This window comes from Mycobacterium novum (assembly GCF_010726505.1).
Taxonomy (GTDB): domain Bacteria; phylum Actinomycetota; class Actinomycetes; order Mycobacteriales; family Mycobacteriaceae; genus Mycobacterium; species Mycobacterium algericum.
The window spans coordinates 2,435,884-2,460,155 of sequence record NZ_AP022562.1 but is presented as its reverse complement, the minus strand read 5'-3'; the positions used below and the strand labels follow the sequence as shown (position 1 = coordinate 2,460,155).

Here is a 24,272-nt window from a genome sequence, read left to right as displayed (position 1 = left end):
TCGGATATCGGCCGATTCGAGGAGTGCCGATGAATTTTGCAGCGTTGCCACCGGAGGTCAACTCTGCGCTGATGTACTCCGGGGCGGGATCAGGCCCCATCCGGGCCGCCGCAACGGCCTGGAAAGCCATGGCCGCCGAACTGGAAACCGCAGCAACCTCCTACCGCAGCATCATCACCGGCCTGACCGACCAAACCTGGCAAGGCCCCGCCGCCACCGCCATGGCCACTGCTGCAGCCCCCTACGCCGCCTGGATGTCCACCACCGCAACCCAAGCCGCCCACGCCGGCACCCAAGCCAGCGCCGCCGCAGCCGCCTACGAGACCGCGTTCGCCATGACCGTGCCCCCACCGGTCATCACCGCCAACCGCACCCAACTGGCCACCCTGATCGCCACCAACATCCTCGGCCAGAACACCGCCGCCATCGCCGCCAACGAAGCCCACTACGCCCAGATGTGGGCCCAAGACGCCACCGCCATGTACGGCTACGCCGGCAACGCCGCCACCGCCACCCAACTGCCCACCTTCACCGCACCCCACACCACCACCGACGCCGCCCCCGCCGCGGATACGTCCGGCGATTACCAAGGTGCCGGCGCGCCCGGGCTGGTACTCGACATCTTGGTTGCGCTGCTCGAGGTGGACAGCATCGCGCCCTTCGAGGGCGGCGGCGCCGGCCTGGAATTCGGTGCGCTGGCCATCGAAGCGGCCAGCCTCGCGCCGTTCGCCGGCCTGGGCTTCGGCGGTGACTTCGGTTCGATCGGCGGACTGGGCCTCATCGGTGGCACCGTGTCCGCCGGCGGCGGTTTCCCGCCGGCCTCCTTGGCCTCGGCAGCGGCGGCACCCGGCCGGGTTCCGGCGGCCTGCGCCGGTATGGGCAGGGCCGTACCTCTGGGCGGGCTGTCGGTGCCACAGGCCTGGGCGGCCGCCACACCGTCAGTGCTGCGGGAAACCACTTCGGTAGCAGCGCAATCCGGCGTGAGCACCGCCGCTGCCGCGGCCGGCGCCGAAATACCGTTCGCCGAAATGGGTTTGGCCGGCATGGCCGGCCGTGCCATGGCCGGCACCGTCGGCCTGGGACGCCGGACACCGGTCACCGCACCGAACCCCATCACCCCGGCCAAGCCGGCGGAGTCGGCCGACGTGTCCCGGGTAGCACCGGAGCCGGTGACCGGAGTTGAGATTCTCGCCGAACTGCGGGGTCTGGCGGAGCTGCGGGATGCCGGGGTGCTGACCGAAGACGAGTTCACCCGGCAACGGGAACGCGTTATCGACGATTTCATCGACGAGTGAATTTCAAACAGAAAGGTTGACGGATGTCTTTCGTTGTCACCCAGCCGGAGTCGTTGTCCGGGGCCGCCGGTGATCTGCAGGGGATCGGTTCGGCGGTACATGCGCAGAGCGCGGCCGTGGCCGCACCGACCACCGCCATGGCGGCCCCGGCATCCGATGCGGTCTCGATGTCGATCGCCGCGCTGTTCAACGCCAACGGTGCGCTGTTCCAGGATGTGGCGGCCCAAGCCGCCGCGGTCCACCAGATGTTCGTCAGCACCCTGAATGGTGGCGGTATGGCGTATGCGAGCACCGAAGCCGCCAACGCGATCGCTGCCGGCTGACCACCGGGAGGCAGCCGATGAATTTTGCCGCGTTACCGCCGGAGGTCAATTCCGCGCTGATGTACGCCGGCCCGGGATCCGGCCCGATCCGCGCCGCGGCCACCGCCTGGAAAACCATGGCCGCCGAACTGGAAACCGCAGCCAACGCCTACCGCACCGTCATCGCCACACTGACCGACCAAACCTGGCAAGGACCAGCCGCGACCGCCATGGCCACCGCCGCGACCCCCTACCTCGCCTGGATGAACAGCACCGCAACCCAAGCCGCCACCACCGGCAGCCAAGCCGCCACCGCCGCTGCCGCCTACGAAACCGCCTTCGCCATGACCGTGCCCCCACCGGTCATCACCGCCAACCGCACCCAGCTGGCCACCCTGATCGCCACCAACCTGCTCGGCCAGAACACCGCCGCCATCGCCGCCAACGAAGCCCACTACTCCGCGATGTGGGCCCAAGACGCCACCGCCATGTACGGCTACGCCGGCAATGCCGCCACCGCCACCCAACTACCCGCCTACACCGCACCCGGACCCACCACCACCGGCGCCGCGCCGGCCACACCGGGCGCCGCGATAACACCCGGGCTGGCCTTCGACCTAGCCGCCGCGGTTCTGGAGGTGGGCAGCGTCGTGCCGTTCGGCAGCATCGGTTTGGGCGGTGCATTCGGCGGGATGGCGATCACCCTGGGGGAGCTGGCCTTGCCGGAAGAAGGCGCGCTGGGGCTGGGCGCGCTGGGCGGCCTGGACCTGATCGGCCGGACCGCGCCCAGCGGACGCGGGGCGACCTGGGCCGGGATGGGCAAGTCCGTACCGGTGGGAGCACTGTCGGTACCGCGGACCTGGGCCGCCGCCACACCGGCGGAGCTACGCGAAACCACCCTGGTTACAGCACAATCCGGCACCTCCGCTGCGGCGGCGGCCACAGCCGGCGCCGAAATACCGTTCGCCGAAATGGGTTTGGCCGGCATGGCCGGCCGTAACATGACCTGCACGGTCGTCCCGGGACGCCGGTCGGCGGCCGCCCCGCCGAATCCCACCATCGCACCCGCCTCGCCCAAGCCGGCCGACGAATCCGACGACCCAGACCAGCCGGTGCGGCCGAAGTCGATCGGCGTCGTCGCCGAATTGCGTGCCCTCGTCGAGCTCCGCGACTCCGGAGTTCTGAGCCAGCAGAAATTCATCGAGCGCAAGGAACGCCTTCTCGGCGAATGATCCGGTATCCAGGGTGGACAATGGTGATCGATGTCGGATAACACGGATCACCGGAGCCCGCGCAAGGCGATCCTCGGCCAGCTGCCGCGGATCAACCGGCCCGACGGATCACCGATCCGGGTGCTGCTGGTCGACGACGAACCGGCGCTGACCAGCCTGGTGACGATGGCACTGCACTACGAGGGGTGGGTCGTCGACGTCGCCCACAACGGCCGCGACGCCGTCGCCAAGTTTCACAGCGGCGAGCCCGATCTGCTGGTTCTCGACATCATGCTGCCCGACGTCGACGGGCTGCAGATCCTGCAGCGGGTCCGCGAATCCGACGCCTATATCCCGACGCTGTTTCTCACCGCCCGCGATTCGGTGACCGACCGGGTCACCGGCCTGACCTCCGGCGCCGACGACTACATGACCAAGCCGTTCAGCCTCGAGGAGTTGGTCGCCCGGCTGCGCGGTCTGCTGCGCCGGTCCGCCCAGCTGACGCCACCGGTGGACGAGGTGCTCACCGTGGGTGATTTGACGCTCGACGGCGCGAGCCGGCAGGTGACGTTCGGGCGCACCCCGGTGTCGCTGTCCACGACCGAGTTCGAGCTGCTGCGGTTCTTGATGCGCAACCCGGGACGGGCGCTGGCCCGCGCCGAGATCCTCGACCGGGTCTGGAACTACGACTTCGCCGGCCGCACCAGCATCGTGGATCTCTATATCTCCTACCTGCGCAAGAAGATCGACGCCGATCCGCCGATGATCCACACCGTGCGCGGCGTGGGCTACATGCTGAAGCCGCAGCCGTGACCGACGCCCCTAGCGCGCCCCGAAAGACACCCTGGTGGCGTCCGCGGGCGCTGCGCCGCCAACTGGTGCTCGGGGTGTCGGCCGTGGTGACCGTGGTGTTCGTGGCGGTCGGCGTGGTGTCGGTGCTGAGCCTGCGCAACTACGTCACCGCGACGAGCGATGCCGATCTGTCCGAGTCGCTGAACGCCTTCAGTCATTCCTTCGCCAAGTATCGCCGCGCCCAGAATGTCGCCGGCGCCGACGAGGCGTCGACCATCGGGCCGGCCATGCTCGGTTTCAGCGACCAGACGCCCGGCAACGTGCTGGCGGTGCTGCGCAACGGCAAGGTGATCGGGTCGGCGGTGTTCACCGTGGCGGACCCCTATCCCGCACCTGCCGACGTGGTCGCCGCGATCGACGCACACCACTGGCACAACGGCCCCCCGCAGACGATGGACCTGGGCAGCCTGGGCACCTATCGGGTGGAGACCCGTGTCGTCGACCAGGACGACCTGCTGTTCATCGGCGGGTCACTGAACCTGGCGAACCGCACCGTGGTGCGCCGAATGGCCGCTGCCGCAACGCTGTACACGTTGGCACTGCTGATAACCGCGGGCCTGACGATCACCGTGGTCAACTACGCGTTGCGCCCGCTGCGCCGCGTCGCGGCCACCGCCGGCGCGGTGGCCGCCATGCCGCTGACCGACGGCGATGAACGCATCACCGTCCGGGTGTCCGAGGATGACGTCGATCCGGACAATGAGGTGGGCATCGTCGCCGGAGCCCTCAATCGCCTGCTGGACAACGTCGACAGCGCGTTGGCCTACCGCAGCGAAGCCGACCGGCGGATGCGGCAGTTCATCACCGATGCCAGCCACGAGCTGCGCACCCCGCTGGCGGCGATCCAGGGCTACGCCGAACTGACCCGGCAGGACTCCGCCACGCTGCCGCCGACCACCGAATACGCGCTGGCGCGTATCGAATCCGAGGCGCAGCGGATGGCGTCGCTGGTCGAGGAGCTGTTGCTGCTGTCGCGGCTGGGCGAAGGCCAGGATCTCAACATCGAAGACGTCGACCTGGCCGATCTGGTGGCCGATGCGGTCAACGACGCGGCGGCCGCCGCAGCGAGCCACCACTGGGTCAAGGAGCTGCCCGAGTCTCCGGTGTGGGTCCGCGGCGACCGGGCCCGGCTGCACCAGGTCGTCACCAACCTGTTGAAGAACGCCTGGGTGCACACGCCGGCGGGGGTGACGGTCACCACGGCCATCGCCGCCGACCGCGCCCGGGTGGGCGGTCCGGTCGCGGAGTTGACGGTGGCCAATGACGGGCCGGCGATCGAGGCCGACATGGTGCCGCACCTGTTCGAGCGGTTCGTCCGTGCCGACAAGGCCCGCTCCGGGGAGTCGGGCAGCACCGGGCTGGGCTTGGCGATCGTCGCCTCGATCGTCGGCGCCCACCGGGGCTCGGTGGACGCGGAATCCAGCGACGGCGCGACGGTGTTCCGGGTTCGGCTACCGATGGTGGATCCGGACCCAGCCGCCGGTGACAGCACGGGCGAACGTGCACAGAACGCCGGCTGAAACGGCGTGTCGCTGGGCAAACATGCGCTCGCGGTGGGGGGTGGCGAGGTGGTCCCCACGGCCCGCCCAGTCGTGGATCACACCGTTGACGATTATTTACCATTTAATGTATATTTACAGTCACTGTGAAGATGCATCCGATTGTAAATATCAAAGGCCCTGTCGACCAAGCCTCCCTCACCATCCTTCGAGATGTTCCCGGGGTGACGACAGAGGTCGTATTGGGCAATCACCCCAACGTCATCGTCTGCGCAGGCAGTATCCGCCACGTCGTAGAAATCAAAGCGCAGGCCGCGATCAACACTGCGAAGGCGCATCAGCTGATCAAGTCTGCCAAGGCACTCCCCCCAGAAACCCACTTACTGGCGGTCGCCCGAACTTCGACCGAGGAAGCGCGTCGACTTCTCCAGGAAGCTGGTATCGGGCTGATCGATGCTCAGGGCAACATCCGCATTGACCTACCCGGGATCTTCATTTGGACCGAGGGGCGGCTCGCCAGGCCCGAACGCCATGGGGACAACGTCGATCCGCCGGTCAAGCTCACCGGCAAGGCAGGTGTGGCGGCCCAAGCCCTCCTGCGAGAACCCCAGCGCTGGTGGCGCGTGGCCGATTTAGCGACTACCGCTGAGGTATCGCCCGCCCTGGCGCATCGCGTCTTTTCGCGGCTGGAGCGCGACGGCCTGATCACCGTTGACGGCGCCGGCCCGAAGCGAGTCCGTCGTGTCTCCGACGCCACTGCCCTGCTCGATCTGTTGGCCGAGGAGCTACAAGACCGTCGTGTGAAACAGGTGCGCGCATTCCGCCTTGCGCGCGACGCACGCGCTCACGCGCGAATCTTGAGCGACCAACTCACCGATGCAGGCTGTGATCACGCCGTCACCGGCCCTGCCGGCGCGGCACGGCTCGCGCCATTCGTGACATCGATTCCGGTTGTGGACATTTGGATCACCGAGGCCGCCGATCTCGACTTGGCCGTTCAAGCGGCAGGCGCCGAGCCTGTTGTTGAGGGGCACAACATTCTGCTCAAACAAGAGCCAGGGGACACGCCGCTTGCCTTTCGTTTGAATGTCGAAGGCGTCTGGACCGTCAATCCGTTCCGACTGTACTGCGACCTGCGACGAGATCCTCGTCGCGGGAAAGAACAGGCCGACCGGCTTCGCCAGGAGGTGATCAGATTTTGAGCAAGAACCACTACAGCGACTACGACGAAGACACGACCGCCCGTTGCGAACGTGCGCTCGTCACGCTGCTCGGCGATGTTGGCCCGTGGGGTAACCGTATCTACCTGGCCGGGGGTCTGGCGCCTCGCTACATCGTTGGCAGCCTGCCCGAGGGTGCACGACCGCATGTCGGCACGACCGATGTCGACCTCGTGATCGGGCTGACCGTCGATGCCGACAGCGACGAGACGTACCGGACGCTCGAGAACAACTTGAGGAAGTCGGGCTTCGAGCCGGAGAACTCGTTCCGATGGAAAAGACAGGTCGACGGCGTAACGATCCTCGTGGAGTTCATGTGCGACACCGATCAGGTCGAACCTGGAAGAATCTTCAGGCCGAAACAAGGCCTGGGCACAAAACTCGGCGCGTTCAACGTCCGTGGAGCGCAGCTGATCGCGAAGGACTTCACCGAACACTCGTTGGAAGCGGATCGGCTCGACGACGGCGGCCGGTCTCGCGTAACGGTCCGCGTGGCAAATATCTTGTCGTACACCGTTCTAAAGATCCTTGCGTTTCAAGACCGCCATGAGAACAAGGACGCCTATGACCTCATCTATTGCTTGCTCAACTTCGGCGACGGCCCAGAGGACGCCGGCCGCACAGCTGCCAACAGTGCGATCTACGGCGCGGCTCAAGTTCACGAAGCAACGCATCTACTTGCGCAGCGATTCGCCGCAGCCGAAAACGATGGCCCACACGCCTACGCCAATTTCCTCGCCGAAGGTAGCGATCGCGACGAGCCTGCCCGACTACGCCAGGAAGCTGTCGCCGTCGTGCGCGCATTCCTCGCGGCAGCAGGTTTCTAGAAGGGGCGTGACAGGCGCCCGGCGAGCGTGCACCCACTGACACCAAATACGGCGTGTCGCCGTACAAACATGCACCTTCGCGGGTGGAGGGACCTACGAAAATGGAGCCGCCTAGGAGAATCGAACTCCTGACCTATTCATTACGAGTGAATCGCTCTACCGACTGAGCTAAGGCGGCGTGCCCCGACCGAGACCGGGACCAGCCGAGTTTACAGGTCGGCCCGCAGCGCCTGACCGATGGTGGCGACCATCGCGCCGACGGCGAACCGGGGCTTGACGTTGGCCGCCAGCGCGTCGCGGCATTCCAGCACCGCTTCGATGCAGCGCAACAGCGCATCCCCCGACGCGTGCGCGGCCATCGCCGCGGCGGCATCGACCATGTCGGGATGGTTGGGCCGTGCGGCGCCGGCCGACGCGGTGGCGACCAGCAGGGCGTCGCGGAAGTAGCTGGCCAGGTCGATCAGGGCCCGGTCCAGCGCGTCGAGCGAGGCCCGCTTGTGACGGGAATTCTGCCGGCGCTCCAAGTCTTTGATCATCCCGGCGGTGCCCCGCAGTGTCCCGGCGGTGCCCTTACCGGTGCCGCCGGCCCCCAGCGCGGTGCGCAGTTCCTCCGTCTCGGCCTCGGCCCGATCGGCGGTCAGGTCACGGGCCTCGGACTCGGCCGCGGCCACCAGTTCGTCGACCGCACTGAACGCCCGGGACGGGGTGGCCGAGTCGCGGGCCAGCGCCAACGCCCGCTGCCTGCGCTGCCGGGCCTCCGGGTCGGTGGCCAGCCGCCGGGCCCGGCCGACGTGGCCGCCGCTGACCGCCGCCGCCCAGCCGGCCGTCTCGTGGTCGAGCCCGTCGGTGTCGATCAGCACCTGGGCGATCGCCGCGGGCGCCGGCGTCACCAGCGCCACGTGCCGGCAGCGGGACCGCAGCGTGATCGAGATGTCCTCCGGGTCGACCGATGGGGCGCACAGCAGGAACACCGTCGACGGCGGCGGCTCCTCGATGGCTTTGAGCAGGGCATTGCCGGCCCGCTCGCCCAGCCGGTCGGCGTCCTCGATCACCACGATCTGCCACCGGCCGGTTCCGGGACGCCGGGAGGCGACCTGCACGATGGACCGCATCTCCTCGACACCGATGGACAATCCCTCGGGCACCACCCGCCGGACGTCGGCATGCGTGCCGGCCATCGTGGTGGTGCAGGCCCGGCAGGTACCGCAACCGGGCCCGCCGTCGGCCTCGTCGGCGCTGCACTGCAGCGCCGCAGCGAAGCACACCGCCGCGATCGAGCGGCCCGATCCCGGCGGCCCGGTGATCAGCCAGGCGTGTGACATACCTCCGGCGGTACGCACGCTGTGAGCAGCGTCATAGCGCGCTGCGCGCGCCGCCGCCAGCAACTCGGCCTCCACCGGCTGTTGGCCCACCAAACGTGCGAAAACCCCGGACATCATCGGTCACAGTAGCGGTCGGGCAAGACATTGGGACTCTGGCTTTGCTCATCCCGCCGGATACGGTGTCCTGGTGAGTACCACGAGCTTGGGCGGGCGGATCAGCCGATTCGTCCGCTGGGTGGTGCGCACGCCGTGGCCGGTGTTCACGCTGAGCATGTTGCAGGCCGACATCATCGGCTCGCTGTTCGTGTTCGGCTTCCTGCGGTTCGGTCTGCCGATCGAGGACCGGATCAACCTGCAGGATCTACCGCGCGTCAACCTGGTGGTCTTCGCCGTCACCTTGTGGTGCCTGTTCGTCCTCGGCTTCACGATCAGCACCTCGTTGCTGATGCCGGTGTTCCGCTGGCAACGCCGCGAGGCGATGCTGGCCGAGCCCGACACCGAGGCCGACCCCGCCGACACCGAACTGGCCCGGTCCCGGGCGCTGCGGATGCCGTTCTACCGCTCGCTGATCAGCATCAGCTACTGGACGGTGGGCGGGGTGGTGTTCGTCGCCGCCAGCTGGCCGGTGACCTACGACGTGTTGCCGGTGGTGGTCACCGCCACCGCGCTGGGTGCTGCCGCCACCGCGATCATCGGCTACCTGCAGTCCGAGCGGGTGCTGCGGCCGGTTGCGGTCGCGGCGCTGCGCGGTGGGGTGCCGGAGAACCTGCGGGCCCCCGGGGTGCTGCTGCGTCAGCTGCTGACCTGGTTGCTGTCGACCGGCGTGCCGCTGCTGGCGATCGTGCTGTCGGTGGTGGCCGCCAAGACGTCGTTGCTCGACGCCTCGGCCGACAAACTGTTCACCCCGATCCTGTTCATGGCGCTGGCAGCCCTGGTGATCGGGCTGGCCGGCACCGCGCTGGTGTCGATGTCGATCGCCGATCCGCTGCGCCAGCTGCGCTGGGCGCTCGGGGAGGTGCAGCGCGGTAACTACAACGCCCACATGCAGATCTACGACGCCAGCGAGCTCGGGCTGCTGCAGGCCGGCTTCAACGACATGGTGCGCGATCTGGCTGAGCGGCAACGGCTGCGGGACCTGTTCGGGCGCTACGTCGGTGAGGACGTGGCGCGCCGCGCCCTGGAACGCGGCACCGAACTGGGGGGCCAGGAGCGCGACGTCGCGGTGCTCTTCGTCGACCTGGTGGGATCGACCGAGCTCGCATCGACCCGGCCGCCCAGTGAAGTCGTCAACCTGCTCAACGAGTTCTTCCGGGTGGTGGTCGAGGCCGTCGGACGGCACGGTGGTTTCGTCAACAAGTTCCAGGGTGACGCGGCGCTGGCGATCTTCGGCGCCCCGATCGAGCACCCCGATGCCTGCAGCGCCGCGTTGGCGGCGGCCCGCGAACTGCACGACGGGCTGCTGCCGGTGCTGGGTTCGGAGGAGTTCGGCATCGGCGTCTCCGCCGGGCGGGCAATCGCCGGCCACATCGGCGCCCGCGCCCGCTTCGAGTACACCGTGATCGGCGACCCGGTTAACGAGGCCGCCCGGCTGACCGAGCTGGCCAAGCTGGAGGAGGGCCACGTGCTGGCTTCGGCAGTAGCGGTCAGCGGCGCGGTCGACTCGGAGGCGTTGTGCTGGGAGGTCGGCGAGATCGTCGAGTTGCGCGGGCGCGCCGGCTCCACTCAGTTGGCGCGGCCGTTGAAGATTGCGGGCACCGACGCGGTCTCGTCCGAGAACGCCGGGACCCCGGCCGCGGCGGACTGAGTCAGCGCTTGGTGGCTTTCTTGGCCGGTGCCTTGCGGGTGGTCTTCTTGGCAGCCTTTTTTTTCACCGGCCCCTTGGCCCGCCGATCGGCGAGCAGTTCCGCGGCCCGCTCGTCGGTGATCGACGCCACCTCGTCGCCCTTGCGCAGGCTGGCGTTGGTCTCGCCGTCGGTGACGTACGGCCCGAAGCGGCCGTCCTTGATCACCATCGGCTTGCCGGTCGCCGGGTCGGCGCCCAGTTCACGCAGCGGCGGCGCGGCAGCCGCTTGGCGGCCACGGCGTTTCGGCTCGGCGTAGATCTTGAGCGCCTCTTCGAGGGTGATCTCGAAGATCTGCTCCTCGCTGGACAGTGACCGAGAATCGGTGCCGCGCTTCAGATACGGGCCGTAGCGGCCGTTCTGGGCGGTGATCTCGTCGCCGGAGCCCGGGTCGACGCCGACCACCCGCGGCAACGACAGCAGCTTGAGTGCGTCCTCGAGGGTCACCGTCTGCAGATCCATGCTGCGCAGCAATGATCCGGTGCGCGGCTTGGGTCCGGTCGGCTTCTTGCCCTTCTTGGCGGTGGTGCCCGACTCGTCGTCCGGCGGCGGCAGGATCTCGGTGACGTAGGGGCCGTAGCGGCCGTCCTTGGCGACGATCTCGTGCCCGGTCTCCGGGTCGATGCCCAGCGGCCGGCCCTCCTGCGGAGTGGCGAAGCGTTCCTCGGCCAGCGCCAGGGTCAGTTCATCGGGCGGCAGCGAATCGTCGAGATTGGCGCGCTGCGGCGTCGGCTCGCCGTCGTCGCCGGCGACCATGCGCTCCAGGTACGGGCCGTTCTTGCCGACCCGGACATACACCGGCCGGCCCTGCTCGTCGTCGAACAACTTGATCGAGTTGATCTCGCGGGCGTCGATGCCCTCCAGGTTGACCCCGACCAGCTTCTTGAGGCCCCCGGCCCGGGCTATCGAACCCTCCACGCCGTAGTCGCCGCCGAAGTAGAAGTTGTGCAGCCAGTCGGTGCGGCGCTGCCGCCCGGCGGCGATGCCGTCGAGTTCGTCCTCCATCGCCGCGGTGAAGTCGTAGTCGACCAGCCGGCCGAAGTGCTGTTCGAGCAGACCGATGACGGCGAACGCCACCCAGGTCGGGACCAGCGCGCTGCCCTTCTTGTAGACGTAGCCGCGGTCCTGGATGGTCTTGATGATCGACGAGTAGGTCGAGGGCCGTCCGATGCCCAACTCCTCGAGCGACTTGACCAGCGAGGCCTCGGTGTAACGGGCCGGCGGGTTGGTGGAGTGCCCGTCCGGGGTGGCCTCGGCGGCATCCACCCGCTGGCCCTGGGTCAGCTGCGGCAGCCGGCGCTCGGCGTCGTCGGCTTCACCGCCGGCCAACTCGTCGACGGTCTCGACGTAGGCCTTGAGGAACCCGGCGAAGGTGATGGTGCGCCCGCTGGCGGCGAAGGTGACCTGCTGCGAACCCGAGCGGCCACCGATACGCAGGCTCAGCGTGGTGCCGCGGGCGTCGGCCATCTGCGAGGCCACCGTGCGCTGCCAGATCAACTCGTAGAGCCGGAACTCGTCGCTGCCCAGCTCGTTGCGCACCGCGTCGGGGGTGGCGAACGTCTCGCCGGCCGGCCGGATCGCCTCGTGGGCCTCCTGGGCGTTCTTGACCTTGCGGGTGTACTGCCGCGGCGTCGGCGAGACGTATTCCTCGCCGTAGAGCTGGCGCGCCTGGGTGCGCGCGGCATCGATGGCGCTGGCCGACAGCGTCGTCGAGTCGGTACGCATGTAGGTGATGTAGCCGTTCTCGTAGAGCCGCTGGGCGATGCTCATCGTCCGTTCGGCGGAGAACCGCAGCTTGCGGCCCGCTTCCTGCTGCAACGTCGAGGTCATGAACGGCGCGTAGGGCCGCCGGGTGTAGGGCTTCTCCTCCACCGAGGTCACCGACAGCGACGCGCCCGCCAGCCCGGCCGCCAGCGCGGTGGCCGCCGCCTCGTCGAGCACCCGCACCTCGTCGGGTTTGCGCAGCGTGCCCAGCGAGTCGAAGTCGCGTCCGCTGGCCACCCGCAGCTCGTCGACGGCGACCAGTCGGGCGGTGAAGGTGGGCGGGGCGGCGCCCGGGTCGGAGACGCTGGCGTCCAGCTGGGCCACCACATCCCAGTAGGAGGCACTGCGGAACGCCATCCGCTCGCGTTCGCGCTGCACGATGATGCGGGTGGCCACCGACTGGACACGGCCCGCCGACAGCTTCGGTGCGACCTTCTTCCACAGCACGGGGCTGACCTCGTAGCCGTAGAGCCGGTCCAGGACGCGCCGGGTCTCTTGCGCGTCGACCAGGTCGATGTCCAGGTCGCGGGGGTTCTCGGCGGCGTTGCGGATCGCCGGTTCGGTGATCTCGTGGAACACCATCCGCTTGACCGGCACGCGCGGCTTGAGGGTCTCCAGCAGGTGCCAGGCGATCGCCTCGCCCTCCCGGTCACCATCGGTGGCCAGATAGAGCTCGTCGACGTCTTTGAGCAGGCCCTTGAGTTCGGTGACGGTGCTCTTCTTGTCGGGGCTGACGATGTAGAGCGGCTCGAACTCGGCGTCGACGTTCACCCCGAGGCGCGCCCACGGCTCGGTCTTGTACTTCGCCGGCACGTCGCCGGCGTTGCGCGGCAGGTCCCGGATATGACCTCGGGAGGACTCGACGACGTAGCCACTGCCCAGGTAACCGGCGATTTTCCGCGCCTTGGTGGGCGACTCGACTATGACGAGTCGCCGCACGGGTGTTTTATCGCCGTTGCGGGCGCTCACCGTCTTAGAGTCAGCCAACTGCGCTTACGCTCCACTTCTTGTCCGCACCTGCACGCCGCGCCGCCGGTGGACAACTGACAATCTCACACTCACAGCCGTGCCGACGCAAACCGACGTCCAGCACGGAATTCTCTCAAAGGTGGCCTCGATGGCCCGGGATCGGTGCCTCGACACGCGGCCATTGGGTCAACGCCTCGGGAACGGGCGGTGATTCCCCGACATTTTCCACCAGGCGTGCAAGCCTGCGGCGGCCGGTGATCCGCAACGCCGGGTGGCTGCCGCGGATGCCGATCAAGGTGGGCGCTATCCCGACCCGCATCAGGGCCGAGGCCAGCGGCGCGAAGGTGTCGGGCGCGTGCGGATCCAGACCGAGCAGATACCGGTCGGCTTCTGCGGCGCCGGCCGCCAGCGTCCACGCCCGCAGTTCCCGCGGGCCCGGAACCCATTGCGGCGGCACGGTCTTCACCGCTCCTCGCGTCCAGGCCTGCGCCAGCGCGCGCAGCCGCGAATCCACTGCCGTCCGCACCAGCGGGGTGTCCTCCTCGGTGCGGGTGATCTCCGGCAGCAACCCGGCCTCGGTGATCAGCTCGGCCAGCGCCACCGCCCGCCACTGCGCATCGACCACGACCGACAGCCGCGCCTCGGCGCCCATGACGACGATCTGTCCCGGGCCGGCCAGCACCCCGGCGAGGTCGGCGACGCTGGGCGGCACCGAGTCTGCCGAAAAGAAGGAAAGCTGGCTCACGTAACCGACAGTAAGCCGGTCCAGCATCCCCAGCGGCGTCCGGGTCGGCTCATCCTGCCCGACCCGCCCGTTAACGAAACCCCCCGGCTTTGCTCCGTTGGTGGGAGCTGCCCGGGGGGTGTCGCCGAATCCCGTTGCTTAGACGGCGCGGACGCCGGTGGCCTGCGGGCCCTTGGGGCTCTGCCCGACCTCGAACTCCACTCGCTGATTCTCCTCGAGGGTGCGAAAGCCGGACCCTTGGATCTCCGTGTAGTGGACAAACACGTCCGCTGACCCGTCTTCAGGCGCGATAAAGCCGAAGCCCTTCTCCGCGTTGAACCACTTCACAGTTCCCTGTGGCATCTGTCGATCTTTCCTTACTCTTCTTGCCCGGTGCATAGCACCGTTGTTCGGGGCACCGCCTTTCGCTGCCCCGGGCCTGTTCCGGCCGCCGTACCCTGGCGGTCGGTCGATGCTGCCACCGACCCATCCCCCGCGGGCACTGCGGCCGCAACCACAGATCCTGCGAAGGCTTGACACGAACACAGAAGCTACGACCGCCCATCAGTCAACCACGTTCGTCGCGCCGAGGACAGACTGCGGTGCCCAAAATGCCGGTCGGAGGGTGAACAATACGGCGGCGGACTTTCTGTGCAGGACTGAGGACAGGATGAATGACGGTGAATTTCGGCGGTGAATTGCTGGCCGCCGCGCTCGCCGGCATCGAACCGGGCGAGGATCCGCTGCGCCACGTAGCCGACCTGCCGGCGTCGCCGGGGCAAGCGGGCGCCTGGCCGGACTGGGCCGGCGACGACGTCGTCGGCGCCTTCACCGGGCGCGGGATCGAGAGGCCGTGGTCGCATCAGCTGGCCGCCGCCGAACTGGCACACACCGGGCGTCATGTGGTGATCGGGACCGGTACGGCGTCGGGAAAGTCGCTGGCCTATCAACTTCCGGTCATGGCGGCCCTGGCGGCCGACCCGCGTGCCCGGGCGCTGTACCTGTCGCCGACCAAGGCGCTGGGCCATGACCAGCTGCGCACCGCGCACACGCTGACCGCGGCGGTGCCGCGGTTGAGCGAGGCAGCCGCTGCCGTGGCGCCGATCGCCTACGACGGCGACAGCTCCGCCGAGCTGCGCCGGTTCGCCCGGGAACGGTCCCGCTGGGTGTTCTCCAACCCGGACATGATCCATCTGTCACTGCTGCGCAACCATGCCCGCTGGGCGGTGTTCCTGCGCGGGCTGCGCTTCGTGATCGTCGACGAATGCCACTACTACCGGGGCGTCTTCGGCTCACATGTGGCGATGGTGCTGCGGCGGCTGCTGCGGTTGTGCGCCCGCTACACAGCGCCCGGTGCGCCGGGGCCGACGGTGATTTTCGCCAGCGCCACCACGGCGGCACCGGGGGCCAGCGCGGCGGCTCTGATCGGGCAGCCCGTCGCCGAGGTCACCCAGGACGGCTCGCCGCACGGCGCCCGCACGGTGGCGCTGTGGGAACCCGCCCTGCGCGGCGACATGACCGGGGAGAACGGCGCGCCGGTGCGCCGTGCTGCGGGCACCGAGGCGGCCCGGGTGATGGCCGACCTGATCGCCGAGGGCGCGCGCACGCTGACCTTCGTCCGCTCGCGCCGCGGCGCCGAACTGACCGCGCTGGCTGCCCGCACCCGGCTGGAATCGGTCGCCCCGGCGCTGGCCGACAAGGTCGCCTCCTACCGGGCGGGCTATCTGGCCGAGGACCGCCGGGGGCTGGAACGTGCGCTGGCCGACGGCGAGCTGTACGGGCTGGCCACCACCAACGCGCTGGAGCTCGGGGTGGACATCGCCGGGCTGGACGCGGTGGTGATCGCCGGTTTTCCCGGCACCGTGACGTCGTTCTGGCAGCAGGCCGGCCGATCCGGCCGGCGCGGTCAGACCGCGTTGATCGTGCTGATCGCCCGCGACGACCCGCTGGACAGTTACCTGGTGCATCATCCCGCGGCGCTGCTCGACAAACCGATCGAACAGGTCGTGATCGACCCAGCCAACCCGTATGTGCTGGGGCCGCAGCTGCTGTGCGCGGCCACTGAGCTGCCGCTGACGGTGGCCGAGGTGGCGCAACTGGGCGCCGAGCGGGTCGCCGAGAACCTGGTCGACGACGGCCTGCTGCGCCGGCGCTCCGAGAAGTATTTCCCCGCGCCCGGGCTCGACCCGCATCACGAGGTCGACATCCGGGGCGCTGCCGGCGGGCAGGTGGTGATCGTGGAAGCCGACACCGGCCGGTTACTGGGCAACGTCGATGCCGGGCGGGCGCCAGCCACCGTGCACACCGGGGCGGTGTATCTGCATCAGGGCGAGAGTTACCTGGTCGATTCGCTGGACCCCGAACGCCGGATCGCCTTCGTGCACGCCGAGGATCCCGGTTACGCAACGTTCGCCCGGGAGATCACCGACATAGCGGTGACCGGTGACGGCGAACGCGCGTGGTTCGGGCCGGTCAGCCTCGGACTGATGCCGGTCACGGTGACCCGGCAGATCGTCGGCTACCTGCGGCGGCTACCGACCGGAGAGGTGCTGGACTTCGTCGAGCTGGAGCTGCCACCGGCGACGCTGCCGACCACCGCGGTGGTCTACACCGTAACCGCCGAGGCGTTGGCCGACTGTGGCATCACCGAAGCGCGGATACCGGGGGCGTTGCACGCCGCCGAGCACGCGGCGATCGGGTTGCTACCGCTGGTGGCCAGCTGCGACCGCGGCGACATCGGCGGACTGTCGATGGCGCTGGGCCCGGGCTCACTGGGCGCGCTGCCCAGCGTGTTCGTCTACGACGGCTACCCGGGCGGCGCGGGGTTCGCCCAGCGGGGGTTCCGCTCGGCGGCCACCTGGCTGGCCGCCACCGTCGAGACGATCGAAGGCTGTGAATGCCCGCACGGCTGCCCGTCATGCGTGCAGTCGCCCAAGTGCGGCAACGGCAACGACCCATTGGACAAGGATGGTGCGGTGCGGGTGCTGCGATTGGTGCTCGACAGGCTCAACGGCACGGGCCGACACTAGCCGGGAAGCACGGTTGCGGGAGTCGGCCGACCCCCCGAACGGCCGACTCCCCGAACCGATACCCCGCGGACTCCCGTGGCAAACGTGCCACCGGAGACGCCGACGGAGCAGCGAGACGAACGGTCGAGAACGAACCGTTCCCCAAGACCCGGTACAGAGCCGGACGCGGCCGTAAGTTACCGGCTGTACGGGACCAACGCAACTCGAAAACCAACCAGGCTACCTCCAGTCGCCGGACAAAACTGGGAAACGGCCGCTGTCGGTGCTGGTAGCGAACCGTTGGCCGTAAAATTCCCGGTTATGGCACACGACTGGTTGCTGGTGGAGACGCTCGGCGGTGAACCGGCAGTCGTCGCCCAGGGACGCCAGGTGAAGAATCTGGTGCCGATCACCCAGTTCCTGCGTCGCAGCCCCCATCTGGCCGCGATCCGGACCGCGATCGCCGAGACGATGCGCACCGGGCAGAGCCTGGTCAGCATCACCCCCAAGCATGATCGGGTGATCCGGACCGAACCGGTGGTGATGTCCGACGGCCGCGTGCACGGCGTGCATGTCTGGAGTGGCCCCGCCGATGTCGAACCACCGGAGCGTCCCACCCCTGGCCCGCTGAAGTGGGACCTGACCCTCGGCGTCGCCACCGACACCGAGGAATCCCTGGCCAACAGCGGCAAGGACCCCACAGTGGAGGCCACCCACGGCCGGGCCTTCGCCGAGGAACTGCCCACCCGCGACTTCAACCCCAACGAGAACAAGGTGCTGGCACTGGCGATTCGGGCCGAACCCGACAAGACCATCTGCAGCAGTTGGGATGTCACCGATTTTCGCGGCGACACCATCCGGGTGGGTTTCGTGGCGCGCACCGGCTGGGAGTCCGGTCTCGGCAGGCGTGAGCATCTGGTCGCGCGGGGCATGAATTGGCGCGGCCAACTCGACGGCACCGTGCACCGCCCCGACTTCCTGGCGCAGCAGATCCTGCACGGGCTGGCGCAGCCCGGTGTGCACCGGGCCATGGTCGACCTGATCGACTGGCGGCTGCTGAAGTGGCTGGACGACCCGTGCCCGTTCTACGACTGGCGCGGCACGGTCGACGCCCCCCGGGTGCATCCCGACGACGAGGCCCGGGTCGCCCGCATGACGACCGATTTCACCGCCGGGCCGGCGACCGGAGTGTTGCGACTGCGCCAGTCGGACGGAGGCTGGGCGCCGGTGCATGTGACGGTGAACCGGATCGAGCTCGAAGCGGGCACCTACGCCGGCCTGATCGCGCTGCGGCTGCCCACCGACGGCGAACTGGCCGAGGCCGGGCTGGACCCGCCGGCCGACGCCTCTTAGCCAATCGCTCGCGCCGCCTCGCCGACGGGACCGGCGCGAGCGCTCGCCCTGGCCGGACCGATCCGCCAGCCGGGCACTGCGACCGCGACGGTGACCGTCAGGTCGAGCCCATCGACCGCACAAGCGATTTCGCGGACTGCCATCTTTCGGGCCAGTCGTTGCGCCGCCTCGCACGCCGCATCCGGCCCGAGTGGGATGCGGGCCGCGCCGGCCAGGGCGGCCAAGTCGGCGACCGACTGCGCCCGGTGCCGAGCGATGACCGCCGCGCCCAACAGGAAACCCCCGCCGGTGACCGTCAGCAACACGGCCACCATCGCGGCGGCGGCCACGGTGGCCGCGCCGGCCTCACCGGGACGGCTCGGCGGCCGACACCGCCTCAGCGCTGACCACCAGGCCCGGCAGCAACGCCGGCCGGACAGTGACCGTCGCGACCACGAAGCCGCCGTCGGGGTGCAGCCGGACCGCCGCACCGGCGGGAGCGATCCGCCGGACCACCGCCGTCGCCGCCGGCGTATCGCCGCGCGCCGCCAACCTGGCCGCCTCCCGGGCGGCGTCGAGGCAGCGGAGCTGTGCGGACACCGCGCTGATCCCCGCCAGGCACAGCACCAGCACCGCGACCAGGGCCGCCAACGCGAACGCCGCCTCGACCGTGCTGGCGCCGGCATCGTCGGTGAGTCGGCCACGGCCGGCCAACGCCCGTCAGACCTTGGTGTTCAGTGCGCGCCCGATGACCCGATTCAGCGCGGCCACGATCGAATCCCCGGTGACGACGGTGTAAAGGATCGCCCCGAAGGCGGCGGCCGCGATCGTCCCGATCGCGTACTCGACCGTGGACATCCCCGACTCGTCTGCCGCCAGCAACATCAACTTGAGCTGGACGCTTCGAAACGCGTTGCGCACCTGCAGTATCGGTGTTTTCACCAGATATCCTCCATCATTTTCTCCGGCGGGTTTCCGCGGGACCTCCGCGACGCATCGCCCGCTCACAGCAGGCCCGACCGCAGTACGTCACCGGCCAGCCCGGCCACCACCGGCACGATGCCCAGGCACACGAAGGCCGGTAGGAAGCACAGCCCGAGCGGCCCGGCGATCAGCACCCCGGCCCGCTCCGCGGCGGCCGTGGCCTGGTGGGCCGCCTCCGCTCGGCATTGGGCGGCCAGTGCGACCAGCCCGGTGGCCAGCGCCGCGCCGGAGGCACCCGATCGCCGGGCCAGCCGGAGCACCGCGGTAGTCGAGGGGTCGAGCGCACCGGCTGATCGATCCGGCGACGCCGACCACGCGACGCCCGGTTCGGCGCCCAGGGCCAACAGGTCCGCACCGCGGCGCAGCACTTCCGCCAACTGCGGCGGCGCGTATCGGGCGGTGGCCGCGGCCGCACCGGAGACCGGCATTCCGGCGGTCAGGCACAGGGCGAACACCTCGAGGCCGGCGGCCAACGCCAGCGCGTCTCCGCCCGGCGTCAGCCGGTGGCGCACGGGTTGTTGCGGCCGCGGCATCCCCGCCCGCGCCCGCACCGTCGACGGGGCGGCCAGCACGGCCATCGCGAGCAACACGGCGGCGGCACTCATAAGGCGGCGCCCACACGTCCGGTGATCCGATCCGACCACAGCAGCCCGGCGCAGATCAGGCTCACTCCGACCACCGACAGCACCCCGCCCGGACCACCGAGCAGAAAGGCGACCGGACGGGCCCCGATCACTTGGCCCAGCAGCACACCGAGCACCGGCAGGCAGCCCAGGATCGTCGCCGACGCCCGCGCGCCGGCCATCCCGGCCTCGGCTTGAGCCGAGAACCGCTGTCGGGCGGTGATGTCACTGTGGGCGGCCTGCATCAGGGCGGCTACCGCCAGGCCCTGTTCGCCGCCGAGCTGCCAGTAGGCCGCGAGCCGCTCCCAATGCGAGGGCATCGCCGAAGACCCGGCCGCATCACGTAGCCCGGTGACGACGTCGGCGCCCAGTCGGGCGCGGGCGACCACGCTGCGCAAGCCGGCGGCCACCGAGTCGTGGCCGGTCTCGGCGGCGGCAGCGGCGAACGCCCGCACCGGATGCGCTCCGATACGCAGCTCACCGACCAGCACATCGAGGGCGGCTTCCAGCGCCCGTGACTCCGCCGCGGCGCGGCGACCGCGGCGGCGCCGGTGATGGCGCAGCGCAGCGGTGCCGACAGCCAGCGCCCCGGCCAGGCAGCCACTGGCTGGCAGCGCGACCACGGCCAGCAGGGCGGCGCAGCCGGCCGGCAACCCCAGCACGGCCCACCGGGTGCCCCGCTGGCCGCGGCGATCGACCGGCCGGAGCCGCCCACGCGGGGAACCGCCGAGCAGTGCGGCCGCAGCGAGCGCAAGTGCCGCGATCCCCGGGCCGGTCACGCCGGCGTCCGCTCGCGCAGCAGTGCCCGGAATTCGGCGACATGCTCACTCAGGCCCCGATCGACTTGCCACACCGGTGCGGCCTGCACCAGGCCGGTGTCGGTGCGGCGCAGCACGGAGATGTCGGTGAGCCGGCGCTTGCCACCGCGCTCGCGTCCGACGTGCAACAACACTTGGACGGCGGCGGCCAGTTGGCTGTGCAGCCCGGCGCGGTCCAGGCCGCCGAGTGCGGCCAGCGCTTCCAGGCGGGCCGGGACCTCGGCGGGGCTGTTGGCGTGCACGGTGCCCGCGCCGCCGTCGTGTCCGGTGTTCAGCGCGGCCAGCAGATCGACCACCTCGGCGCCCCTGACCTCGCCGACCACCAGCCGATCCGGCCGCATCCGAAGCGCCTGCCGGACGAGATCGCGTAATCCCACCTCACCGGCTCCCTCGACGTTGGCCGCCCGGGCGACCAGCCGGACCAGATGAGGGTGGCGCGGCTGCAACTCCGGGGCGTCCTCGACGCAGACCAGCCGCTCCCGAGGGTGCACTGCGCCCAGCATCGCCGACAGCAGTGTGGTCTTTCCGGCGCCGGTGCCACCGGAGACCAGAAACGCCAGTCGCGCGTCGACGATGTCGGCCAGTAGCGCCACCGCCGCGCGTGCGATACCGCCCGCCGCGGCCAATGCGGCGATGTCCTGGGTCGCCGGCCGCAACACCCGCAGTGACAAACAGGTCCCGTCCGCGGCGACCGGCGGCAGCATCGCGTGCAGGCGCACGGTGAACTCGCCGGTGCCGATCCCACCGAGCCGGCCGTCGACCCATGGCTGGGCGTCGTCGAGCCGACGCCCGGCGGCCGCCGCCAGCCGCTGCGCCAACCGGCGTACGGCGGCTTCGTCGGCGAACCGGATGTCGGTGCGCCGCAAGCCGGCTCCGTCATCGACCCATACCGCGTCCGGGGCGGTGACCAGCACGTCGGTGGTGTCCGCCGCGCACAACAGCGGCTCCAGGATCCCGGCACCGGTCAACTCGGTTTGGAGCGTCCGCAGGTTGGACAGCATCTCGGTGTCCCCGAGGACCCCGCCGGATTCCGCCCGGATCGCCGCGGCCACCGCCTCCGGGCGCAGATCCGAGAATGCCGACGACTCCGAGGCCAGCCTTTCCCTGACCCGGTCGATCAGCGAATCCCTCATGCCGCCAGGGCCGTTCGGGCGGGCAACACATCGAGTACCCGGCCGGCAGCGGCCGCCAGCGCAGACCGGCGGTGCAGGCGCAACGCCGCGTGTTCGAGCCGCTCGGCCAGCCGCGGCTCGGCCCGCAGCGTCGCCAGCAGCGGCAACCCGGTGATCTCGGCCACCTCGACGGCGCGAAGCCCGCCGGGGGCCGGCCCGCGCACCACCAGCCCGACGTTGGGATTGGCCGCCCGCAGCCGCGGTGCGATCGCGGCGCCGGCCGCACACGAACGCACATCACACGGGCTGACCACGACCACCAGATCGGCAGCGGCCAAGACGGTCTCGACCGGATCGGTCAGGGCCCGGGGCAGATCACAGACGACCGTGATCCCGCCGCGGCGGCCGGCCTCGACCACAGCGTCAACGGTTCCGGCTTCGACATCGCCGGGCTGCTGGCCGCGCCGGGCGCCCGACAGCACACTGACGCCGCGCTGGCGCGGCAGCGCGTCACGCAGCGCCGGCCAGGTCAGCCGCCCGGTCTGCGCGGTCAGATCGCACCAGCGCAGGCCGGTGGCGTTCTCGGTGCCGGCCAGCAGGTCGATGCCACCGCCCCAGGGGTCCAGGTCGACCAGCAGCGCCTCACCGGCGCGCTGTGCCAGCGCCGTCGCCAGCAGCGACGCGCCGGCTCCGCCGCGCGCGCCGATCACCGCGATGACCTCGCCGCGGCGCCCGCCGTCACGTACCGCCGCTGCCGCCTCAGCCAGCTCGGCCACCAACTCGTCGCCGTCGATGGGCAGTGTCAGGACGCGCTGTGCGCCGACCGCGACGGCTCCTTGCCAGCTGGCCGGGCCGGGTTGGGCCCCGGTGACGACGATGACGTGAGCGCGGCGCGGCAGCCGGGCCGCCGAACACCGGGCGGCGGCCGCCTCATCGACCACGATGGCCGCGGCTGCGGTCCAGGCCTTGCGGCTGGGCACCGACGTGGCATCGAGCTGGATGACCCGCACGCCGACGGCCGCAGCCACCCGGGCCAGTTCGTCGCGCATCGCGGGTTGGGCGACGAGGGTCAACAGGCCGGCGGTTGTGCTCACGCCCTCACCGTGGCGGTGCGACCGCTGCCGCGCCAGGCCCTACGCGCCCGTTGTGGAGCGCTACCGCGACTGTGCAGAACTGCCCGACATGCGGCCGCCCAATATCAATACCAATCGGATCATAATTCCGGTTTTTCAATACTTCCAGGAAGATCTGGAGCTCATTCCAGCGAAGAATGACCGGTTAAAAAAGACGACCCCCGCCAGGGGGGGAGGAGGCGGAGGTCGTCGTGTATCAACCCCGGGGGGTCGGGCCGATACACCCTCAGCATAAGCCGAGTGATGACACTATACACACGACATGCCGGTCCGGCGCAAGTGTTGTCACCAAATGGCGACACTCGGGAGCGCACGGCCGCTGAAGTGCTCTTTCCGGCATAGCCACGGTTCAGACGGCCCTCGCACCTATGCTGGAGCGGTGACCGCCTCCGACCCGGACACCCGGCAGCCGCAGTCGCAGGGATCGCCGAGGGACACCGACAGCCGGACCCGCACCGCCGCCTTCCTGGACCTCGACCACACCATCATCGCCAAGTCCAGCGCGCTGGCCTTCAGCAAACCTTTTATGGACCAGGGACTGATCAACCGTCGCACCGTGCTCAAGTCGAGTTACGCCCAGTTCCTGATGCTGCTGTCCGGGGCCGACCACGATCAGATGGAGCGGATGCGGACCCATCTGACCAACATGTGCACCGGCTGGAACGTCGAACAGGTCAAGGCGATCGTCAACGAGACGATGCACGACATCGTCAGCCCGCTGGTGTTCGCCGAGGCGGCCGAGTTGATCGCCGATCACAAGCTCTGCGGTCGCGACGTGGTGGTGGTCTCGGCCTCCGGCGAGGAGATCGTCGCGCCGATCGCCCGGGCCCTGGGCGCCACCCACGCCATGGCGACCCGCATGGTCGTCGCCGACGGCAAGTACACCGGCGAGATCGCGTTCTACTGCTACGGCGAGGGCAAGGTGCAGGCCATCCGGGAGCTGGCCGCCCGGGAGGGCTACCCGCTGGAGCACTGCTACGCCTATTCGGATTCGATCACCGACCTACCGATGCTGCAGGCCGTCGGTCACCCCTCGGCGGTCAACCCCGACCGCGCGCTGCGCAAGGAGGCGGTCGCCAACGGCTGGCCGGTGCTGACCTTCTCGCGGCCGGTGTCGCTGCGTGATCGCCTGCCGGCCCCGTCCGGCGCCGCGGTGGCCACCACCGCCGCGGTCGGCATCAGCGCTGTCGTCGCCGGGGCGCTGACTTACTCGCTGCTGCGCCGCCGGGTGTTCTGACCCACACCAGCAAACGCGTGCGGTCACAATCCGGTGACGCCGTCGACGACGTTTGCGATTAGGCCTTGCTGTGTCGTGCGTCACGTAGTACAAAGGAGGCACGGAAGCCGGTAAGGCCAGGGTCGACCCGGAAGAGAAGGATCGATCTCCCGAGCCGCACTTCCCAGTACGGATAGCGGTACCCACGCGGAGCCACAGC

Annotated in this window: 22 protein-coding genes and 1 tRNA gene; 11 read left to right on the top strand and 12 right to left on the bottom strand. The window is 69.8% G+C overall.

Going from position 1 to position 24,272, the window contains the following annotated elements:
- The first annotated feature begins 29 nt into the window (after positions 1–29).
- The 7 genes from G6N19_RS11310 (at position 30) to G6N19_RS11280 (ending at position 7,206) form a co-directional block, all read left to right on the top strand.
- Positions 30–1,295 (top strand): PPE family protein, SVP subgroup, encoded by a 1,266-nt coding sequence (locus G6N19_RS11310; protein ID WP_193464949.1) that lies wholly within the window; start codon positions 30–32, stop codon positions 1,293–1,295.
- 23 nt (positions 1,296–1,318) lie between these two features.
- Positions 1,319–1,618, top strand: coding sequence for a PE family protein (locus G6N19_RS11305; protein ID WP_013830847.1), 300 nt, complete (start codon positions 1,319–1,321; stop codon positions 1,616–1,618).
- Between the two features lie 17 nt (positions 1,619–1,635).
- Entirely contained in the window at positions 1,636–2,829 is a 1,194-nt protein-coding gene (locus tag G6N19_RS11300) for a PPE family protein, SVP subgroup (RefSeq protein ID WP_193464948.1), read from the top strand.
- Between the two features lie 30 nt (positions 2,830–2,859).
- A complete protein-coding gene (locus G6N19_RS11295; protein WP_013830849.1) occupies positions 2,860–3,621 on the top strand; it encodes a response regulator transcription factor in 762 nt (253 codons plus the stop codon).
- Entirely contained in the window at positions 3,618–5,180 is a 1,563-nt protein-coding gene (locus tag G6N19_RS11290; RefSeq protein WP_232062375.1) for a sensor histidine kinase, read from the top strand. Before G6N19_RS11295 ends, G6N19_RS11290 begins: the two co-directional genes overlap by 4 nt.
- A gap of 131 nt (positions 5,181–5,311) precedes the next feature.
- The gene (locus G6N19_RS11285; protein WP_193464947.1) at positions 5,312–6,361 is read left to right on the top strand and encodes a hypothetical protein; all 1,050 of its coding nucleotides are present in this window, start codon (positions 5,312–5,314) and stop codon (positions 6,359–6,361) included.
- The gene (locus G6N19_RS11280; protein WP_193464946.1) at positions 6,358–7,206 is read left to right on the top strand and encodes a hypothetical protein; all 849 of its coding nucleotides are present in this window, start codon (positions 6,358–6,360) and stop codon (positions 7,204–7,206) included. Before G6N19_RS11285 ends, G6N19_RS11280 begins: the two co-directional genes overlap by 4 nt.
- 102 nt (positions 7,207–7,308) lie before the next feature.
- Here G6N19_RS11280 and G6N19_RS11275 read toward each other — a convergent pair.
- Together G6N19_RS11275 and G6N19_RS11270 are read right to left on the bottom strand one after the other, a co-directional pair.
- Positions 7,309–7,384 (bottom strand) — tRNA-Thr (locus G6N19_RS11275).
- A 31-nt stretch (positions 7,385–7,415) separates the two neighbouring features.
- Positions 7,416–8,642 carry a DNA polymerase III subunit delta' gene (locus G6N19_RS11270; RefSeq protein WP_013830851.1) on the bottom strand — a complete coding sequence of 409 codons (1,227 nt, stop codon included), beginning with the start codon at positions 8,640–8,642 and terminating at the stop codon, positions 7,416–7,418.
- Between the two features lies 1 nt (position 8,643).
- Between G6N19_RS11270 and G6N19_RS11265 the strand changes: the two genes are divergently transcribed.
- Complete coding sequence (locus G6N19_RS11265; RefSeq protein WP_193374491.1) at positions 8,644–10,332, top strand: adenylate/guanylate cyclase domain-containing protein; 1,689 nt, start codon at positions 8,644–8,646, stop codon at positions 10,330–10,332.
- Between the two features lies 1 nt (position 10,333).
- Here the strand turns inward: G6N19_RS11265 and topA are convergent, their stop codons facing one another.
- From topA to G6N19_RS11250, 3 genes are all read right to left on the bottom strand, one after another.
- On the bottom strand, positions 10,334–13,120 hold the full coding sequence (topA, locus tag G6N19_RS11260; protein ID WP_049792954.1) for a type I DNA topoisomerase: 2,787 nt from the start codon (positions 13,118–13,120) through the stop codon (positions 10,334–10,336).
- A gap of 115 nt (positions 13,121–13,235) precedes the next feature.
- Positions 13,236–13,847, bottom strand: a complete 612-nt coding sequence (locus tag G6N19_RS11255) for a hypothetical protein (protein WP_041320315.1) — start codon at positions 13,845–13,847, stop codon at positions 13,236–13,238.
- A gap of 138 nt (positions 13,848–13,985) precedes the next feature.
- Entirely contained in the window at positions 13,986–14,189 is a 204-nt protein-coding gene (locus G6N19_RS11250) for a cold-shock protein (protein ID WP_005138711.1), read from the bottom strand.
- A 311-nt stretch (positions 14,190–14,500) separates the two neighbouring features.
- Between G6N19_RS11250 and G6N19_RS11245 the strand changes: the two genes are divergently transcribed.
- Both G6N19_RS11245 and G6N19_RS11240 read left to right on the top strand, forming a co-directional pair.
- Positions 14,501–16,855 carry a DEAD/DEAH box helicase gene (locus tag G6N19_RS11245; protein ID WP_193464945.1) on the top strand — a complete coding sequence of 785 codons (2,355 nt, stop codon included), beginning with the start codon at positions 14,501–14,503 and terminating at the stop codon, positions 16,853–16,855.
- Positions 16,856–17,155: 300 nt separating this feature from the next.
- Positions 17,156–18,187 (top strand): PAS domain-containing protein, encoded by a 1,032-nt coding sequence (locus G6N19_RS11240; protein WP_013830856.1) that lies wholly within the window; start codon positions 17,156–17,158, stop codon positions 18,185–18,187.
- On the opposite strand, the gene G6N19_RS11235 is transcribed toward G6N19_RS11240, so the two are convergent.
- The 7 genes from G6N19_RS11235 to ssd all read right to left on the bottom strand — a co-directional run bounded on the left by G6N19_RS11235 (position 18,184) and on the right by ssd (position 22,752).
- Complete coding sequence (locus G6N19_RS11235) at positions 18,184–18,516, bottom strand: Rv3654c family TadE-like protein (protein ID WP_232062374.1); 333 nt, start codon at positions 18,514–18,516, stop codon at positions 18,184–18,186. The genes G6N19_RS11240 and G6N19_RS11235 overlap by 4 nt on opposite strands.
- 16 nt (positions 18,517–18,532) lie before the next feature.
- Entirely contained in the window at positions 18,533–18,880 is a 348-nt protein-coding gene (locus G6N19_RS11230) for a TadE family type IV pilus minor pilin (protein ID WP_013830858.1), read from the bottom strand.
- A gap of 6 nt (positions 18,881–18,886) precedes the next feature.
- Positions 18,887–19,051, bottom strand: a complete 165-nt coding sequence (locus G6N19_RS11225; protein ID WP_081465680.1) for a DUF4244 domain-containing protein — start codon at positions 19,049–19,051, stop codon at positions 18,887–18,889.
- 119 nt (positions 19,052–19,170) lie between these two features.
- A complete protein-coding gene (locus tag G6N19_RS11220; protein ID WP_085975736.1) occupies positions 19,171–19,755 on the bottom strand; it encodes a type II secretion system F family protein in 585 nt (194 codons plus the stop codon).
- Positions 19,752–20,552 (bottom strand): type II secretion system F family protein, encoded by an 801-nt coding sequence (locus tag G6N19_RS11215; protein ID WP_193464944.1) that lies wholly within the window; start codon positions 20,550–20,552, stop codon positions 19,752–19,754. Before G6N19_RS11215 ends, G6N19_RS11220 begins: the two co-directional genes overlap by 4 nt.
- Positions 20,549–21,724 (bottom strand): TadA family conjugal transfer-associated ATPase, encoded by a 1,176-nt coding sequence (locus tag G6N19_RS11210; RefSeq protein ID WP_013830862.1) that lies wholly within the window; start codon positions 21,722–21,724, stop codon positions 20,549–20,551. The genes G6N19_RS11215 and G6N19_RS11210 overlap by 4 nt, the downstream gene beginning before the upstream one ends.
- Positions 21,721–22,752, bottom strand: a complete 1,032-nt coding sequence (gene ssd / locus G6N19_RS11205; protein ID WP_081465681.1) for a septum site-determining protein Ssd — start codon at positions 22,750–22,752, stop codon at positions 21,721–21,723. The genes G6N19_RS11210 and ssd overlap by 4 nt, the downstream gene beginning before the upstream one ends.
- A gap of 550 nt (positions 22,753–23,302) precedes the next feature.
- Between ssd and G6N19_RS11200 the strand changes: the two genes are divergently transcribed.
- Positions 23,303–24,073 carry an HAD-IB family hydrolase gene (locus tag G6N19_RS11200; protein ID WP_232062690.1) on the top strand — a complete coding sequence of 257 codons (771 nt, stop codon included), beginning with the start codon at positions 23,303–23,305 and terminating at the stop codon, positions 24,071–24,073.
- Positions 24,074–24,272 lie beyond the last annotated feature (199 nt).

Coding starts and splice junctions, on each gene's coding strand:
- G6N19_RS11310 (WP_193464949.1), top strand. CDS start 30: ATGAATTTTGCAGCGTTGCCACCGGAGGTCAACTCTGCGCTGATGTAC.
- G6N19_RS11305 (WP_013830847.1), top strand. CDS start 1,319: ATGTCTTTCGTTGTCACCCAGCCGGAGTCGTTGTCCGGGGCCGCCGGT.
- G6N19_RS11300 (WP_193464948.1), top strand. CDS start 1,636: ATGAATTTTGCCGCGTTACCGCCGGAGGTCAATTCCGCGCTGATGTAC.
- G6N19_RS11295 (WP_013830849.1), top strand. CDS start 2,860: ATGTCGGATAACACGGATCACCGGAGCCCGCGCAAGGCGATCCTCGGC.
- G6N19_RS11285 (WP_193464947.1), top strand. CDS start 5,312: ATGCATCCGATTGTAAATATCAAAGGCCCTGTCGACCAAGCCTCCCTC.
- G6N19_RS11270 (WP_013830851.1), bottom strand. CDS start 8,642: ATGTCCGGGGTTTTCGCACGTTTGGTGGGCCAACAGCCGGTGGAGGCC.
- G6N19_RS11250 (WP_005138711.1), bottom strand. CDS start 14,189: ATGCCACAGGGAACTGTGAAGTGGTTCAACGCGGAGAAGGGCTTCGGC.
- G6N19_RS11245 (WP_193464945.1), top strand. CDS start 14,501: ATGACGGTGAATTTCGGCGGTGAATTGCTGGCCGCCGCGCTCGCCGGC.
- G6N19_RS11240 (WP_013830856.1), top strand. CDS start 17,156: ATGGCACACGACTGGTTGCTGGTGGAGACGCTCGGCGGTGAACCGGCA.
- G6N19_RS11225 (WP_081465680.1), bottom strand. CDS start 19,051: ATGTTGCTGGCGGCAGACGAGTCGGGGATGTCCACGGTCGAGTACGCG.
- G6N19_RS11220 (WP_085975736.1), bottom strand. CDS start 19,755: ATGAGTGCCGCCGCCGTGTTGCTCGCGATGGCCGTGCTGGCCGCCCCG.
- G6N19_RS11210 (WP_013830862.1), bottom strand. CDS start 21,724: ATGAGGGATTCGCTGATCGACCGGGTCAGGGAAAGGCTGGCCTCGGAG.
- ssd (WP_081465681.1), bottom strand. CDS start 22,752: ATGCGCGACGAACTGGCCCGGGTGGCTGCGGCCGTCGGCGTGCGGGTC.